Here is a 16,642-nt window from a genome sequence, read left to right on the forward strand (position 1 = left end):
CTCGTTCTCTTCACTCTCCCCTCACTTACAACCCTCTCGTGACTTCGTGACCGCGACCTCTGACCGCGCCGCCTTTTCTCCAGCGTTTCACTGGAACCTATGCTTGACGCAATCATCATTCTTTCATTCATTGTAGCGGGCGCAGGGATCGGCTATTTCAGCGTCGATTTGCTGCCGATGGACGCGCTCGACCAAGTGACGAACCGCGAGGGGCTGGGCTTGGTGACGGGTGGCTTTGGCGGGCTGCTGGGGCTGGCGCTGGGGCTGGTGGCGCAGACCTCCTATCGGCGCGTCGAGCGGCAGGTGCGCGAAATGCCAGTGGATATGCTGCTCAGCCGTTCGGTGGGGCTGGTGCTGGGGCTGCTGGTGGCGAACCTGCTGCTGGCTCCGATTTTTCTGCTGCCCATTCCTACAGAATTTGCCTTTATCAAGCCACTAGCCGCGATTTTGGGCAGCGTCATTTTTGCCTTTTCGGGGGTGAATCTGGCCGATGCTCACGGGCGATCGCTCCTGCGCCTGATCAACCCCAACAGTGTCGAAACGCTGCTGGTGGCTGAGGGCACGCTCAAGCCCGCTGCGGCAAAAGTGCTAGACACAAGCTGCATCATCGACGGACGCATCGAAGACATCCTGGCAACGGGCTTTATTGAAGGGCAGATTCTAGTGCCGCAGTTTGTTCTGCAAGAGCTTCAGCAGGTGGCAGATGCCTCCAGTGACCAGAAGCGGGTGCGCGGGCGGCGCGGGCTGGATATCCTCAACCGCATCAAGGAAGCCTATCCCGACCGCATTGCCATCCACCCGGCCGACTATGACGACATTCCCACCGTCGATGCCAAGCTAGTGCGGCTGGCGCAAGATATTAACGGAACGCTGCTGACCAATGACTACAACCTCAACAAGGTCGCCAGTTTGCAGCAGGTGCCCGTGCTGAATATCAATGACCTGGCCCAGGCGATCCGCCCGACCTATCTGCCCGGAGACACCTTCGACCTGAAGATTTTGAAGCAGGGCAAGGAACCCGCGCAGGGCGTGGGCTATCTCAACGATGGCACGATGGTCGTGGTGGAGGAAGGGGGCGACTATATTGGCGATGAAATCTGCGTGCTGGTGACGGGGGCGCTGCAAACGTCGGCGGGGCGCATGATCTTTGCCCGCCCGGAGCAGTCTTCGGCGGTGCCACGCGGATAGCACAGGACGAAAGTTTCGCTGCAAGTCTCGCTGTCAAAGGTTGATCGAGTGAGTGAATAATGGCAAAAGATCGAGCGGCTGGGTCGTCGCCAAAGGGCCCGTCAGGAAACAGTCTGGCGAGCTTTTTGGGCGATCGCGCTGACGAATGGCAGCCCCAGCTTGCGGCTGTTGCCCGCCGATTCAACCAGGAATATCAGCGAGAGCCGTTTGACCTGCCCGCCGAAGTGACCGAAATGCCCATTTACCAGGAGTGGCAGGCAGGTCTGCTCACCGCAAAAATCGCCTCGCCCTTTTGGGACGTTGCCCAGCCCAAAAAGCAGCAGCGCTGTCTGGACATTGGCTGCGGCGTGAGCTTTCTGATCTATCCCTGGCGCGACTGGGAGGCTGTGTTCTATGGGCAGGAAATCAGCCAGGTGGCGCGAGACACGCTCAACGCCCGCGGTCCCCAGCTCAACTCCAAGCTGTTCAAAGGCGTGCAGCCTGGCCCGGCGCATCAGCTTCAGTACGAAGCGGATCAGTTTGACCTGGCGATCGCCACTGGGTTTAGCTGCTACTACCCGCTGGACTATTGGAAAGCCGTCCTGACCGAGGTGCAGCGCGTCCTCAAACCCGGCGGCATGTTTGTGTTCGATGTTATTGATCCCGATTCGCCCCTGGCCGAAAACTGGGCCATTTTGGAAACGTATCTGGGAGCAGAGGTGTTTCTGGAACCCCTCAGCGCATGGCAAGACTTGCTGAAGACCCACAAGGCACAGGTGATGAAAAAACAGCCCGGTGAACTCTTTTATCTCTATCGGGTCAAGTTTAGCTAAGGGTTTTTGATCAGCAGGTGCAAAAACAGAGGAGTTTGCGTATGATAGCAGTGATTGATACGCTAACATTTAATTTGCATATCAAAAAGACTGGCTGCTATAACTTATGCCAATGAATAAACGAAGAAACTTTATTTAGGGGGTGACACCCCTCATCCCTGAGATGGCATAATGTGATAAGTAGATGCACCCTGATGGTTGGGAGGGCTACCCGTAGTCCCTCCCTTTTTTTGCGTTTTTTTCGGTTTTTGCGTTTTTGTCCTTGAAGCCCCTTGCCGAGAAGCCCTGATCCGGCTCACAAAGCATACTCATACCGAGTTCGATTTAGCTAGAATAGAAGCAAGTCGATGTAGAGCTTAAGAAAGGTTAACGCAATGGTCAAAATCGTGGGGATTGCTGGGAGTTTGCGTCCAGGTTCCTATAGTCACAAAGCGCTGGCGATCGCCACCGAGCGAGTCCGGGCGCTAGGAGCCGAGGTAGAAATTCTGGATCTGCGATCGCTCCATCTCCCCTTTTGCGATGGCGGCGACGACTATTCCGGCTATCCCGATGTAGCCCGCTTACAACAGGCGTTTCGTCAGGCAGACGGCATCATTCTGGCAACCCCGGAATATCACGGCAGCGTCAGCGGCGTGCTAAAAAATGCCCTCGATTTGATGGGCTTTGAAGAATTTACCGACAAGGTAGTGGGCAACATCAGCGTCCTGGGTGGACAGCCCAACAGCAACGCGCTCAACGACCTGCGAACCATCCTGCGCTGGGTTCACGCCTGGGTGATTCCAGAGCAAGTGGCGATCGGGCAAGCCTGGAAAGCCTTTGATGCTGAGGGCAACCTGAGCGATGAAGCTCTCTCCAAGCGCTTTGATGCCTTTGCCAAAAGCCTAGTCGAAAACACCCGAAAGCTCCGCTCTGTCTCCGTCTCGGCTTGAGCCAGTCCCTCAGCAAGTTTCTGGGCAAGTTTCTGAGCCAGTTCGAGACGGGGGGTCAGGTTCTGGAGCAACGTCTCATTCCTCACCCCGCCCCCTTGGCATCGGTCTAAGAGGATGTTTGAAAAGTCCTACTGTTTGTAGCAAAGCGTGCAAGATCCCCCTAAATCCCCCTTGAAAAGGGGGACTTTAAGGCGGTTTCCCCCCTTTTTAAGGGGGGCTAGGGGGGATCTCTGAGTGCTTAACATTACAGTCGATACCTTTTCAAACACCCTCTAAGCCTCACTGCTATTGGAGAAGTATTCCGACACTCTGAAGGTCGGCGTGGCTTCCAACTGCTTCATCATGGAGCGAGTAATCAGCTTGCCCTCTTCCACCAGCACTTGACCCGTAATCGGGTGCAGCAGGTTTTGCTCTGCCCGTCGCCCGATCAGCACCTCAATGTCTTGCAGCGAGTTGATGTACATCCCGGCTGGTAGCTCGACAGTGACCCCGTTGCCCTGGACGCGGGCCTGGCAGGCAAGGCGGGAGTTTGGGCGGCAGGTGGTGATGACTTCCAGGGTCCGCTGTTCTCGGCGGTTGATCGGCGAGAGCTGGTTCATGCCTTCGGTGACATAGACATGGCAGGTAGCGCACATGCCCCGTCCGCCGCATTCGCGTAAGACATCCAGATCTTTGTTAATTAAAACAGAGAGCAAGTTGCCGTTGGTTTCGACTGAGGTTTCTTGAGCAATCGGTTCCAGGCGGACAGTTTTAGCCATGACGGGGTCTCCAGAGGTTAGCAATCAAAGCGGAAAGCAGAGGGAAAAGCACGCAGAGTTAAGAGAGCTACACTGAGGCAGGCATCGCTCTGAGTCAGGGAAATAAGGGCGATCGCCCTTCAGGAAGCCGCATCTCTCCAGCGAGAAGACCTAGAGGGATGACAGCGCCAGAAACGCCTTTTGGCGATCGTCCAGCACGCCCTGATCCAGCAGCGTCGAAAAGTCCCGCATCACGCGAGAACACCGCTGGATAAAGGCGCGAGTCCAGTCTTGAACCCCCTGCTGCTGCTCATCGCTGAGGGTCTGCGACAGGGCGGGCACGTCTCCTGTGTAGGTGATCCGGGCAGCGCGATCGATTTCAAAATTGCCAAGCCACTCCATCGCCGGACGGCTCGATCGCCAGTAGTTAGCCACGACCGTCGGCCCCAGATAGTGCGTGGTGAACTGGCTGATTTGATTCACCGCAGTCAGCAGTTCCTTGAGCGTGGGCGCAGGCGCATCGGGGGGCAACGCCTCAGGACCCGCAGCATCTTCAGAAACAGACGACGACGAAACCGGATCGCGGGCAATAGACTCCGAAGAAACAGGTGGGGGCGCGGGGACAGCCTGAGGCTGAACAGGGGACGAAGGGGGACTGTGCCACGGGGCAGCAGGAAGGGGAGCGGAGGGGCCGGTTGGGCCAGTGGGCTGCCAGTAATTTTGGTTCGACAGAGAGAGGTTGCCTGCGAGTAGGCGAAAGGTGGCGATCGCATTGGTCAGATCATGCTTTAGCTCTGCCCGCAGTTGATGAATGAGCGGCGCGTAGGTTGCCAAGACTAGCTCACCAGTCGCCAGCACCAGCAAAATCATGCCGTGATCAAATTTGTAGATATAGGCACGATGCCCGCTAAACTGAAATTCAAAATACTCAAATCCAGGGGGTGTCGTTTGCACGACTTGCTGAATCCCCTGGGCTAGCGCCTCTTTCTGCTGAAAGTTGAGGGTTTGATCAACCCCAAAAAAGTAGGGTCGCGATCGCCCATCCATCAGGGCAATCCCAGCGACACCGGGTTGATTCAGAAACTCCTGGACGACCTCCCGCTTCATAAGTTGCTCTAATGCTGCTCTAATACTAAAGGATTCCTAAAGTGGCGCTCTCAGGCAGCGCAGGTCATCAAATCGATACGTTAAGATTCATTAAAAAATCTAGCTTGATTTAGCTTGCCTCAATTTGCCCAACTTTTTCGCCTTTTTCTCACAGGATGTTGTTTACTGAATGTTTATCTACACCGATGCGCTAGAAAGGGACATTCTGTAGTCCAATGATGTCAGGTGTGGTCAAACGCACAAGACCCACGCTCCACGCTCAGGCTATCTGGCTGCGGCCTAGCGCTCAAGCGTTTGTCACCCCAAGAGCTAGACGCGCCGCCAAAATCAGGATTTCGGAGAATGCTGTCGGTTTGATCACGTTGCAGAATTGACCCATAAGTAAGGCGATGCTGCACCGCTAAGAGGTTGATGTTTGAGACGGTTGATCACTTTTTCATGCTTCAGGTTCATACTCCCGGTTCATTCTTTTGTTAGGCTTAGCAGTCATGGCTGACCTTCCTTTCACACTGGATCAGTTACGGATTCTCAAGGCGATCGCCGCCGAGGGGAGCTTCAAACGAGCGGCCGACAGCCTCTATGTGTCGCAGCCTGCCGTCAGCTTGCAGGTGCAAAACCTAGAGCGCCAGCTAGATGTACCGCTGTTTGACCGGGGCGGTCGGCGGGCCCAGCTTACAGAAGCGGGGCATCTGCTGCTCAGCTATGGCGATCGCATTTTGTCCCTTTGTGAAGAAACCTGCCGCGCCATCGAAGACCTGCAAAACCTCCAAGGCGGGACGCTGATCGTAGGGGCCAGCCAGACCACCGGAACCTACCTACTGCCTCGCATGATTGGCGTGTTTCGCAAGCAGTATCCCGAAGTCGCCGTCCAGCTTCACGTCCATTCCACCCGGCGCACGGCCTGGAGCGTCGCCAACGGGCAGATCGACCTAGCGATTATCGGCGGAGAAGTGCCTCCCGAATTACAGGAATCTTTAGAAATTATTCCCTATGCCGAAGACGAACTAGCACTCATCCTGCCCGCCTATCACCCGCTGGCTCGCCAGGGCATCGTGCAAAAAGACGACCTCTACAAGCTCCAGTTCATCACCCTCGATTCGCAGTCCACGATCCGCAAAGTGATTGATCAGGTTCTTACGCGCAGCGGCATTGAAACGCGCCGCCTGAAGGTGGAAATGGAGCTAAACTCTATCGAGGCCATCAAAAACGCGGTGCAGTCGGGGCTGGGCGCTGCTTTTGTCTCTATTTCAGCGATTGAGAAAGAGCTCCAAATGGATGTGCTAAAGCGCACCCGCATCGAAGATGTGGTGGTCAATCGGATGCTGTCGGTGATTGTGAACCCCAACCGCTATCGCTCCAAGGCGGCCCAAGCCTTTATTGAAGAAGTGTTGCCTCAGTTTTCCACCCATGTCCCCAGTCCTGCCCATGACGGTCATGGATCGATGGCAGCAGCGGTGTTGCCCGTCGAAACCTGAGCGTGGGCTGAGGGCGCAGGCCAAGAGCCTGCTTTGCCGATTGGACAGGCTAGCAAATATTCTGCAAATATTCTGCAAGTATTCTGCAAATATTCTGGCGGCAGCTTGGCAGGCTGCTTGTCAAGGTTCGGTTTTACCTATCCGGGTTAACCTATAGCTGTAGGGTTCGCGTGTGTTCACCCCTGTCAGCTAGCCGCGCCGTATGGAAGTTTATTGCACCCGTTTTGGCTGTCCCCGCCCGCAAAATCACTTTATGGATCTGGACGATTCAGCAACCCTGCGGACGGTGCAGCAGAAGTTTTGCACCACCTGCGGGATGCCGCTGCTGTTGCAGGGGAGATACATCCCGCAAAAGCTGCTAGGGAAGGGCGGCTTTGGGGCAGCGTTTTTGGCGCGCGATCGCTACACGCCCGCTATGCGCCAGTGTGTGGTGAAACAGTTTCAGCCGTCGGGCGACCTCAGCCCCAACCAGCTCCAGGTCGCGCAGACGCTATTCCAGCGCGAGGCGGAGGTGCTGGAACAGCTAGGCAGCAACCATCCCCAAATTCCCAACTTGCTTGCCTTTTTTGAACTGGAAGTGCCCAGCCTGGTTCCGGGAAGGACGGATCGGTTCTTCTATCTGGTGCAGGAATTTATCGATGGCAAAGATTTAGAGCAAGAACTGGAACAACGGGGGGCATTTTCGGAGTCTGAAGTGCTGGAGGTGTTAGAGGAAGTCCTCAAGGTGCTTGACTACGTTCATGCCAACGGCTCAATCCACCGCGATATCAAGCTGTCGAACATCATGCGGCGGCGGGATGGGCGGCTGTTTTTGCTGGACTTTGGCGCAGTGAAGCAGGTGACAGCGGCCGCAGTCAGTACAGGCGGCAGGGCTTCTACAGGGATTTACTCGATGGGGTTTGCGCCGCCGGAGCAGATGCGGGGCGACCAAGTGTATCCGGCGACGGATTTGTATGCGCTGGCGGTGACCTGTATTACGCTGCTGACGGGCAAACAGCCCAACGAACTCTACGATGCCTATAGCAATCACTGGAACTGGCGATCGCACTTGTCTACACCGGTGAGCGATCGCCTAGCGGACGTACTGAACAAAATGCTGCTGCCCACGCCCAGCCAGCGGTTTCAGTCGGCCCAGGAGGTGCAGGATGCGCTGGGAGCCGCGTCGCTGGCGCACCATCCCGTGCAGATTACGCAACCCAGTCAGGGCTTCCCAGTTACCGCTGCGCCACCAGCCACGGGGCAAACGTCTCTGCAATCGGCTCCGTCTGCCCCGCCTGCGCCTGTTTCTCCGCCCCCTGCCCCGCCTGCGCCCGCTTCTCCGCCCCAGCCTGCTGCTGCCCCGCCCCCTGCGCCGACGGTTGCGCCGTTTTCACTCATGGAGTTTTTGGGTGGAGCGCTGTTCACGGGTTTTGAGGGCGGACTAGTGGCGATCGCCCTGCTCAGCCTCTTGGGGACGACGATCGTCAGCCCGGTATTTTGGGTGCCGCTGCTGGGAATCGTGATAGGGCTGATTTTTGCCCAGTCGCGCCGCTGGATCGAGCGCAATGATCTGCTCATCATTGCAGGGATCACGCTGGCGCTGGTGGCGTTTACGCCCCTTAGAAGAGGGCTAGCGATTATTGCTGCACCGTCGCTACCCAATATTTTTATGTTGGCCATTTTTGCCGGACTGCTGGCCGTTTTCGTCGGAATTATATTCAGACTGGTTTATCTGGCGCTGTCGCGAGTCTTGTAGCGGCGGGTGCATCGCCCTTGTGAAAAAGTATGTCTAGCCAACGGGAAACGGAAACACCGGCATTCGTCCTTTCACTGTTAATCACGCTGGGCGTGGTGGTGATGGGGCTGTGGTGGTCGGCAGATCATCTGAAAACGGCGCATTTGCTGTCGGTTAGCACTCGGCTGCGTCCTACAGAGCCAGACGGACTCTCGCCCAACGAGGTGCTGGGGCGCATCAGCAGCGGCGAGCGGCTGTTGATTCAGGCGGGCGCGTCGCCAGAGAAGCATCAGGGCGTGCAGGCGATCGCCGCTGGAAATTCTCGCCAGGCCGCTGCCTACTTTGCCGCCGCGCTCCAATCCACGCCCAACGACCCAGAGGCGCTAATTTACCTAAACAACGCCCAGATTGGCGCAAACCCGGCCTATGCGATTGCCGTCTCCGTGCCCCTCAGCCAGGATTTGAACAGTTCGCTAGAGGTGCTGCGGGGCGTGGCCCAGGCGCAGCAGGAAGTGAACCAGCGGGGCGGCATTGGCGGCGTGCTGCTGCGGGTGATCATTGCCAATGACGAAAACCGTCCTGCTGTGGCGAGGGCGATCGCCCAGGCCTTGGCTGCCAATCCTGCCGTGTTGGGTGTGGTTGGCCACGCCAGCGCCGAGGCAACTCTGGCGGCTGCGGAGATTTACGAAGCAGGGCAACTGGTTGCCATTTCGCCGCTCAGCACTGCCGTTGAACTAGCCCATGCCGGAGCCTATACCTATCGCACCGTGCCCAGCGATTTTGTGACCGCCCGCGCCCTGGCCGATCACTTGCTCAACCAGATGAGGCAGCAAAAAGCCGCCGTCTTTTTCGACTCGCGCAGTCGCTACAGCCAGTCGCTCAAGGCAGAATTTGGGACGGCGCTCTCCCTCGGCGGAGGGCTAGTGGTGCGAGAAATCGACGTGTCGCAGTCTACCTTTAGCGCCGCAGACAGCATTCAGCAGGCAACGGCCCAAGGCGCGACGGCGCTGGTGCTGCTGACCGATGGCGACCAGCTTGACCGGACGCTGCAAGTGGTGCGGACGAATGGCGGGCGGCTGCCTCTGCTGGCGGGCGGCGATGTATACGCGCCGAAGACGCTAGAGGTGGGCGGGCCGGAGTCTGTGGGCATGGTGGTGGCAGTGCCGTGGCATATTCTGTCTGCGTCGCAGGCGGCGTTTGTGGAGCGATCGCGCCAGCTTTGGCGAGGCGACGTGAACTGGCGCACCGCCATGGCCTACGATGCGGCCCAAACGCTAATTGCTGCGCTGGAGCAGGCCCCGAACCGCGCGGGTGTGCAGCAGGCGCTCCGCTCCCCTGAGTTTTTTGCCAGCGGCGCGACGGGAACGGTGCGATTTTTGCCAACGGGCGATCGCAACCAGGGCGTGCAGTTGGTGACAGTGCAGCCTGGCCTGCGATCGGGCTTTGGGTTTGACTTTGTGCCACTGGGCCACGCCCTGCCTGCGCCAGTCCCCCAACCAGTTCCCCAACTAGCCCCCGACTCTATCCCCGTCTCAGCGCCCAGCCCAGCACCGCAACCTTTCCCTGTACCCGCGTCGCCGTCCAATCCTGTGGAAACGCCCGCCTCCGATGCGCCTCCAGCGCCCAATGCCGTCGGTTAGGATACTTCCACGCCAATCCCTGTGCCTTGGCGTGGCATGATGGTGGCATGATGAAGGGGGGGCAGGGCGGCTGTGTCCGCTGGGATGCCCTGCTGTGATCCAATGTGATCCAATAAAATCTTAATGAGTTGGAGCGTTTAGCCTTGCCTACGCTGGGTGTCAATATTGATCACGTCGCCACAATTCGGCAGGCGCGGCGCACGGTGGAACCCGATCCGGTAGCGGCGGCCGTGCTGGCAGAGCTGGCCGGGGCCGATGGCATTACGGTTCACCTGCGGGAAGATCGGCGGCATATTCAAGACCGGGATGTGCGGCTGCTGCGGCAGACGGTGCGAACCCATCTGAACCTAGAGATGGCAGCCACGGACGAGATGGTGGCGATCGCCCTCGACATTCGTCCCGATTACGTAACACTCGTGCCAGAACGCCGCGAGGAAGTGACCACCGAAGGCGGCCTCGACATCGCCGGACAAAAAGACCGGATGCTGCACGTCGTCAGCACGCTGCAAGCGGCGGGCATTCCCGTCAGCCTGTTCATCGATGCCGACGCAGCCCAGATCGACGCTTCCGCCGCTGTGGGGGCGCAGTTTATCGAACTGCACACAGGCCGCTATGCGGAAGCCCACAACGAGCAAAGCCACGCCCACGAACTGGCGATGCTGGCGCGGGGCTGTGAACGGGCGATCGCCGCTGGGCTGCGGGTCAATGCAGGGCATGGACTCACCTACTGGAACGTGCGCCCCATCGCCCAGTTTCCCGGTATGGAGGAACTCAACATCGGCCATAGCATCATCAGCCGTGCTGTCCTTGTGGGTATGGATCGGGCCATCCGCGAGATGAAACAGGCCATGCTGGGGCTGTCGGGATGAGAAAATGAGCGATGGAGAACAAAGCTACAAGTGCCAGTTTCCTTCTCTTAACTCAATCCCAACCCTTGATCTAACCCTTTATTCTTCAAATATCCCAATACCTCTCATGACCACCTATCACTTCATCCTGGCCAGTGAAAAATTTTTGCTCCAAGAGGAGCCGCTCGATGAGTCGCTGCGCGAGCGCACTCGCCACTATGCCGAAACGGGCAAAGAAATTGATTTTTGGCTAGTGCGTGAGCCTGCGTTTCTAGAAGCAGCGGAGATGAGCGAATTCAAGGCAAAGTGTCCTCGCCCTGCGGTGGCAGTGATTTCGACGAACCCGCAGATGATTACCTGGCTCAAGCTGCGCCATGAGTATGTGCTGGTTGGCCAGTTCGAGGCTCCTTCGGCAACGATTCCCGATCCGCTGGCATCGCTGTCGGCGGTCTAGAGGCCGTCTAGAGAACGTTCAAAGCTCGATGCGAAAAGCACAAAAAACCCCGGATCTCTTTGAAGAATCCGGGGCGATTCACCGTTTTGGAAGGGAACGGATTTCTGTAAAACGCTGTGAATAAACCGCGAATAAACCGCTATGAAATAGAGCGATGGCTCAGTCCCTTGGGATAGCTGCTGACCGTGCTCACTGCCATCCGCAACGCATCTGTGCGGTCGGTAAACAGGTGATCGTGGGGCAACAGGTTAAAAACACCGAGCTTTTCCAGACGGCGCTTGACCTTCCCTGCTGCGCCAACCAGATAGACCTGCCGACCCTTATCCACTGCGTCGCGAATCGCATTTTCAATTTCCAGCGAGGCAGTCACGCCCATGTGAGGCACGTCGCTCAGATCCATCACCAGCGCGTCGCAGTCGCCCAGGGTGTTGTGCTGGCGGGCGATCGCCTTCGACACCCCAAAGATCATCGGCCCGCTCAGGTAGAACAACTGCACCCGACCGTTTGCCTCGTCTAGCAGGCGCTTTTCTTCGTCATTCAGCACCACATCATCATCCGTGTCGCTGATAACCTTGACTTCCTGAGAATGCAGCTCGCTAAGACGCTCGATCGTCAGGATATTGGCAATAAACACACCCACGCCAACCGCCACAATCAAATCCACAAACACGGTCAGCAGCAGCACACCATACATGATGATGGAGCCGCGGGTCGAAACCTTGTGCGATCGCTTCAAAAAGCTCCAGTCCAGAATGTCAATCCCGACCTTGAGGGCAATCCCCGCCAACACAGCCATCGGGATTGCGCGAGTATACTGCGCCGCCCAAAGAACCACGATCAGCAAAATTGCTGCCCGCGTCAGTCCTGACAGGGCGGTTCTCGCGCCCGTTTGAATATTGACCACCGTGCCCATCGTTGCACCCGCACCCGGCAGCCCGCCGCACAGACCTGACACCAAGTTGCCAATGCCCTGACCAATCAACTCCTTGTTGGAGTTGTGTTCCGTACGGGTGAGGCTGTCGGCAATCACCGCCGTCAGCAGCGTATCAATGCAGCCCAGCATTCCCAGCATGGCTCCATCAACCAGCATTTTGGTCATCAGATCGGGCGTAAACGTCGGCACCTGTAGGGTGGGCAGACCCATTGGGATTTCGCCAATACGCGGAATATCCGCCCCCGGAAACAGCATCAGTGATGCCAGCGTGCCTACAATCAGCGCCACAAGCTGCGGCGGGGCATAGCGCTTAAGCTTGCGCGGCCATAGAAAAATGATCGCCAGCGTCAACCCGCCGAGAATAGCCGCTGGGGGGTTGATGTTGGCCAGCAGCGTCGGCAAGTTCGTGACTGTTCCCAGCACTCCACCCTTGGGAGCTTTCTGTCCTAGAAATGGCGCGATTTGCAGAATCACTAGAATTACGCCAATGCCCGACATAAACCCCGAAATGACGCTGTAGGGCATGAGCGTAACGTACTTGCCCAACTTGAACACGCCAAACAGGATTTGAAAAATGCCTGCCAGCATAACCACTGTAAAGGCCATCGCCAGTCCGTGTTCTGGATCAGTGGCCACCAGCGAGGCGATCACGGATGTCGTAATCACGGTCATCGGGCCGGTGGGTTCTGAAATGAGCGTCGGCGTGCCGCCAAAAAGCGCCGCGAAAAAACCCACACAGACTGCGCCGTAGAGTCCGGCGACGGGGCCAGCACCAGAGGCCACGCCGAACGCCAGCGCCAGAGGCAAGGAAACAATAGCGGTGGTCAAGCCGCCAAAGAAATCACCCCGCAAGTTCCTGAAGTGGATGTGATTGGTAATTTGCATAGGGATAAGGATGAAAGATCTAATGCACCAGTGGCGAACTCAATCGATCACATAGTCTTTAGTCTATATTTCGTCTTTTATTCATAGACTTTGAACTATCACCCAAGCGTATAGTGTTCGATGCTCAACGTAAAGCATTGACCTGATAAGAATTTCTAAGTGGAGATGGGGTCGTGAATGAATCAAAATAATAGTATTTAGTCTATGGAGATTGGATTTTTAATAGAACTGAGACTATGAATAAGCGTATAGTGTTCGCTGGATAACGTAAAGCACTGATTGATAAGAATTCCTGAGCATTTCCAAAATGACGGGTGAATTCACCAAATCTCTGTCCCTGAGAATCTCTATCCCTGCGAATCTCTGTCTCTTCATGCTCCGTCCCTCCAAGCTGCCAACTTGTCCTAAATCATCGCTGCCCCTTTTATGGTGAAAACGACTATAATTAATTTATGTTTGCTATTCAACAACTACCTGGGAAGTCCGTAAACCGTGCTACAAACTGTTTTGTCTTACCAAAATTCTGAGACGCTGCCCAGGGATTTGTTTGGGGCGATCGCCGATCTCAAGCGCGAACTCAATGCGGTCATCCTGGCACACTATTATCAAGACCCTGATATTCAAGACATTGCCGACTACATTGGCGACTCGCTGGGGTTGTCGCAGCAGGCCGCTCGCACTGATGCAGACGTGATTGTGTTTGCAGGGGTGCATTTCATGGCAGAAACAGCGAAGATTTTGAATCCGCACAAGCTGGTGCTGCTGCCCGACCTAGAGGCAGGCTGTTCCCTGGCAGATAGCTGCCCGGCCGATGCCTTTGCGGCGTTTAAAGCGGCGCATCCGGGTCACCTTGTCGTGTCCTATATCAACTGCACCGCAGACATCAAAGCCCTCAGCGACATTATCTGCACCAGTTCCAATGCGGTGAAGATCGTGCAGCAGATTCCCCCTGATCAGCCCATCATCTTCGCCCCCGATCGCAACCTGGGGCGCTATGTCATGGAGCAGACCGGGCGCGAGATGGTGCTATGGCAGGGAAGCTGCATGGTGCATGAAACCTTTTCGGAACGCAAGATCGTGCAGTTGCAAATCGAGCATCCCGAAGCAGAAGTCATCGCCCATCCCGAATGCGAACCCGCCGTCCTGCGCCACGCTCACTACATCGGCTCGACTACTGCGCTGCTCAGCTATTGCCAGAAAAGCGAGAGCCGCGCTTTCATTGTGGCGACAGAACCGGGCATTATTCACCAGATGCAAAAGGCGGAACCTGGCAAGACCTTCATCCCTGCGCCGCCGCTGAACCAGTGCGCCTGCAACGAGTGTCCGCACATGCGGCTGAACACGCTGGAAAAGCTGTACCTCTGCATGAAAAACCGCCGACCCGAAATCACTCTATCTGAGGAGATTCAGGTGGCGGCGCTCAGACCGATTCAGCGCATGTTGGAGATGAGCTAGAGATGATGGGCTGGGAGATGATGAGCTAGGGTCGGTGGACAAGGACGCTTAGTGACCAATGAAGTCGCCCAGGTGGCGAGTGAGGCGTTCGATCAGCCCTTCGCTTTGCGACAGGTCGGCGATCGCCTCTTCTTCCACACGCTTCACCGTTTCTGGCGCAAAGCCCAGCAGGTTAACAAGTCGCTGGTAGGCTTCGGCTTCTTCAGCGTTGACCAGTTCTTCATCGGGCGTGCGGGCGCTGGAGTTGATCACGGCATAGCCCAGGCGCAGCACCAGTTCCCGCTCCTCAATCGTTTGCAGCTTGGGAATGAGTTCCTCTAGCGGAATATTTTGCATGACGTAATCCCGCAACTCCTTCCGCAGTTCTTCCTTTTGGGGCGCATCGGCTGCAAAGAGTCCGCTAAAGCTGTCGAGCATCACGTCTACTTCTTCTTCGGCGAGGTTGCCATCGGCCCAGGCCATCGCCGCAACGACGCGGAGCAAATTCATTTGGCTGGGACTGATGGACGGTGGCGGCGGTGTCTGTAGCGGCATAGAGATCTCCTCAAGTGTGATGGAGGAATTTTTTCAGACAGTACCACACCCCATTCGGAGAGCCTTGGAGCTTAAGCTTCTTGTCCAGAGTTGGTTACATGACGTTACACAGCGTTTCCCAGTCGATACCCAGCCAGCCCCGCAGAAGTGCCTTTTGAGCATCGTTGGCAGACGGCAGGGGCACGAGCTTGAAATTGCTGGGGGAGGGCGGGTCGAGAGTGACGGGAAGGGTGCGGAGTTCGTCTTGATGAAAGACCGTGACCTGCACCGTGTCGCCAGGTCGGTAGTTTTGCAGGCGATCGCCCAACTGCTCCGCCGACACCCGCAGCCCGTCCAGCGCCAGTAGCTCGTCACCAATGTCGAGGCCGGCTTGCTGGGCAGGTGCGCCCATTTCGATGAACTGAATCATGGTTTTGCCATTTTCGGCGCGAGCGGTGATGCCCAGACTAGGCGGGGCGCTGCTCACCTCGTCGGGTTGCAGACATAGCCCAAACGGATGCAGGTATTCGTCAAAGGGCAATTCTTCGGTGGTGTGCAGCGCGTGGTGGAAAAAGTCGGTGAGGTCAGTTTCGGCAACAGCGGCGATCGCCCCTTCTAGCTCCTCCGGCGTAAAGCCAATTTCATCCTGCCCAAACCGCTGCCACATCAGCCGCATGACATCATCGAGCGATCGCCCGTTTTGGTGCTTGGCGCGAATCTGCAAATCCAGCAGCAGCGACACCATTTCGCCCTTGAGATAATAGGAGATCTGGTTGTTGTTGCTATTTGCATCGCGGCGATAAAGCTTGATCCACGCATCAAAACTGGATTCACTCAGCGGCTGCACTTTGCGTCCAGGAATCGTGAGAAACTGCGTGATTTCCTTGCTTAATTCTTTGAGATAGGTCTTTGCATCATACAGTCCCGCCCGAAAGGGAATTGCCAGATCATAAAAGCTGGTCGTCCCTTCGCAAAACCAAAGCGACGGCGTGTAATTTTCCGATTCATAATCAAAGACTTCCAGCGCCTTCGGACGAATCCGCTTCACGTTCCAGAGGTGAAAAAATTCGTGTGCCACCAACTGCATAAAGCGGTTGTATTTCTCCCTAGCTCGGAAGCTGAAACGTCCGTAGTTCAGGGTGCAGGAGTCTTTATGCTCCAGCCCGCCATAGCCCTGAGACGACAAATGCAGCAAAAACAGATAGCGCTCGTAGGGCAGCCCGCCGAATAGCGCTGCTTCCACTTCCACAATTCGCGTGGTGTCTTGAATTAAATCTGCCGCGTCGTAGTTGCCCGTTCCCCAAATCACCCACTCGTGGGGCTTACCCAGCACGCTAAATTCGTGGCGATCGTGGATGCCCACCTCCACAGGCGTATCCACCAGCGTATCAAAGTCAGCAGCTTCAAAGGTGTTTGCCTCACCCGACACGGCTGGCAGCGTGGTTGCGATTTTCCACGATGGCTTGGGCGGCACGATCGTCACTCGAATGGGCTGACGCTCAAACCCTGGCACAAAGAAGAACAGCGCTGCGCCGTTGAAGTATCCGTGAGTCGTGTCGAGATGGTTCGTGCGGACGGTCAGTTCATTGGCAAATACGCGATACTTCAGCGTGATTTCTGACGGGCCGTTCGTGTGAACTCGCCAGTGGTTTTTGCTAATCTTCTCCCATGTCAGTCCAGAGTCTACAGAAAAATCCTGCACATGCCGTGAGTATTCCCGAATCAGATAGGAGCCGGGGGTCCACACGGGCATTTTGAGATCGAGCGTGGTCTGCTGCCAGCCAGAAACCCGCAGCGTCACCTCGAACAGGTGAGTCTCTGGCTGGGGCATGGCGACGGTGTAGTGAAGCTGGACTGTGGTGGCGCTGGCGGTGTAGGGCTGAACTTGAGTAGCGGTCATGGGCAAAATTGGGTTGAAAACGATTGAAGCCGTCAGTGACTAGACGGGTTG

Annotated in this window: 14 protein-coding genes; 9 read left to right on the plus strand and 5 right to left on the minus strand. The window is 56.7% G+C overall.

Annotation, left to right across the window (positions count from 1 at the left end):
* Window positions 1-99: 99 nt before the first annotated feature.
* From HNI00_RS04375 to HNI00_RS04385, 3 genes are all read left to right on the plus strand, one after another.
* A complete protein-coding gene (locus HNI00_RS04375; RefSeq protein WP_316791014.1) occupies window positions 100-1,188 on the plus strand; it encodes a PIN/TRAM domain-containing protein in 1,089 nt (362 codons plus the stop codon).
* A gap of 59 nt (window positions 1,189-1,247) precedes the next feature.
* Window positions 1,248-2,000, plus strand: a complete 753-nt coding sequence (locus tag HNI00_RS04380) for a class I SAM-dependent methyltransferase (protein WP_316791016.1) — start codon at window positions 1,248-1,250, stop codon at window positions 1,998-2,000.
* 374 nt (window positions 2,001-2,374) lie between these two features.
* On the plus strand, window positions 2,375-2,929 hold the full coding sequence (locus tag HNI00_RS04385; RefSeq protein ID WP_316791018.1) for an NADPH-dependent FMN reductase: 555 nt from the start codon (window positions 2,375-2,377) through the stop codon (window positions 2,927-2,929).
* A 272-nt stretch (window positions 2,930-3,201) separates the two neighbouring features.
* On the opposite strand, the gene HNI00_RS04390 is transcribed toward HNI00_RS04385, so the two are convergent.
* The gene (locus HNI00_RS04390; RefSeq protein ID WP_068510758.1) at window positions 3,202-3,687 is read right to left on the minus strand and encodes a 2Fe-2S iron-sulfur cluster-binding protein; all 486 of its coding nucleotides are present in this window, start codon (window positions 3,685-3,687) and stop codon (window positions 3,202-3,204) included.
* Window positions 3,688-3,837: 150 nt separating this feature from the next.
* Window positions 3,838-4,773, minus strand: a complete 936-nt coding sequence (locus HNI00_RS04395; RefSeq protein WP_316791020.1) for a hypothetical protein — start codon at window positions 4,771-4,773, stop codon at window positions 3,838-3,840.
* Between the two features lie 488 nt (window positions 4,774-5,261).
* Here HNI00_RS04395 and HNI00_RS04400 point away from each other — a divergent pair, with 488 nt between their 5' ends.
* The 5 genes from HNI00_RS04400 (at window position 5,262) to HNI00_RS04420 (ending at window position 10,904) form a co-directional block, all read left to right on the plus strand.
* Window positions 5,262-6,248 carry a LysR family transcriptional regulator gene (locus HNI00_RS04400; protein WP_277772746.1) on the plus strand — a complete coding sequence of 329 codons (987 nt, stop codon included), beginning with the start codon at window positions 5,262-5,264 and terminating at the stop codon, window positions 6,246-6,248.
* Between the two features lie 202 nt (window positions 6,249-6,450).
* Complete coding sequence (locus HNI00_RS04405; RefSeq protein ID WP_316791023.1) at window positions 6,451-7,983, plus strand: protein kinase domain-containing protein; 1,533 nt, start codon at window positions 6,451-6,453, stop codon at window positions 7,981-7,983.
* Window positions 7,984-8,012: 29 nt separating this feature from the next.
* A complete protein-coding gene (locus HNI00_RS04410; protein WP_316791025.1) occupies window positions 8,013-9,602 on the plus strand; it encodes an ABC transporter substrate-binding protein in 1,590 nt (529 codons plus the stop codon).
* Between the two features lie 143 nt (window positions 9,603-9,745).
* On the plus strand, window positions 9,746-10,471 hold the full coding sequence (locus HNI00_RS04415; protein ID WP_316791028.1) for a pyridoxine 5'-phosphate synthase: 726 nt from the start codon (window positions 9,746-9,748) through the stop codon (window positions 10,469-10,471).
* A gap of 106 nt (window positions 10,472-10,577) precedes the next feature.
* Window positions 10,578-10,904 (plus strand): MgPME-cyclase complex family protein, encoded by a 327-nt coding sequence (locus HNI00_RS04420; RefSeq protein WP_316791030.1) that lies wholly within the window; start codon window positions 10,578-10,580, stop codon window positions 10,902-10,904.
* Window positions 10,905-11,043: 139 nt separating this feature from the next.
* Here the strand turns inward: HNI00_RS04420 and bicA are convergent, their stop codons facing one another.
* Window positions 11,044-12,723 carry a bicarbonate transporter BicA gene (gene bicA / locus HNI00_RS04425; protein ID WP_316791032.1) on the minus strand — a complete coding sequence of 560 codons (1,680 nt, stop codon included), beginning with the start codon at window positions 12,721-12,723 and terminating at the stop codon, window positions 11,044-11,046.
* A 492-nt stretch (window positions 12,724-13,215) separates the two neighbouring features.
* Between bicA and nadA the strand changes: the two genes are divergently transcribed.
* Window positions 13,216-14,178 carry a quinolinate synthase NadA gene (nadA, locus tag HNI00_RS04430; RefSeq protein WP_316791034.1) on the plus strand — a complete coding sequence of 321 codons (963 nt, stop codon included), beginning with the start codon at window positions 13,216-13,218 and terminating at the stop codon, window positions 14,176-14,178.
* Between the two features lie 48 nt (window positions 14,179-14,226).
* On the opposite strand, the gene HNI00_RS04435 is transcribed toward nadA, so the two are convergent.
* Both HNI00_RS04435 and HNI00_RS04440 read right to left on the minus strand, forming a co-directional pair.
* Window positions 14,227-14,712, minus strand: coding sequence for a tellurite resistance TerB family protein (locus tag HNI00_RS04435; protein ID WP_172353446.1), 486 nt, complete (start codon window positions 14,710-14,712; stop codon window positions 14,227-14,229).
* A 94-nt stretch (window positions 14,713-14,806) separates the two neighbouring features.
* Window positions 14,807-16,591 (minus strand): M61 family metallopeptidase, encoded by a 1,785-nt coding sequence (locus HNI00_RS04440; RefSeq protein WP_316791037.1) that lies wholly within the window; start codon window positions 16,589-16,591, stop codon window positions 14,807-14,809.
* Window positions 16,592-16,642: the final 51 nt, after the last annotated feature.

The sequence above is a fragment of the Thermoleptolyngbya oregonensis NK1-22 genome (assembly GCF_032705245.1).
In the GTDB taxonomy this organism is placed as follows: domain Bacteria; phylum Cyanobacteriota; class Cyanobacteriia; order Elainellales; family Elainellaceae; genus Thermoleptolyngbya; species Thermoleptolyngbya sichuanensis.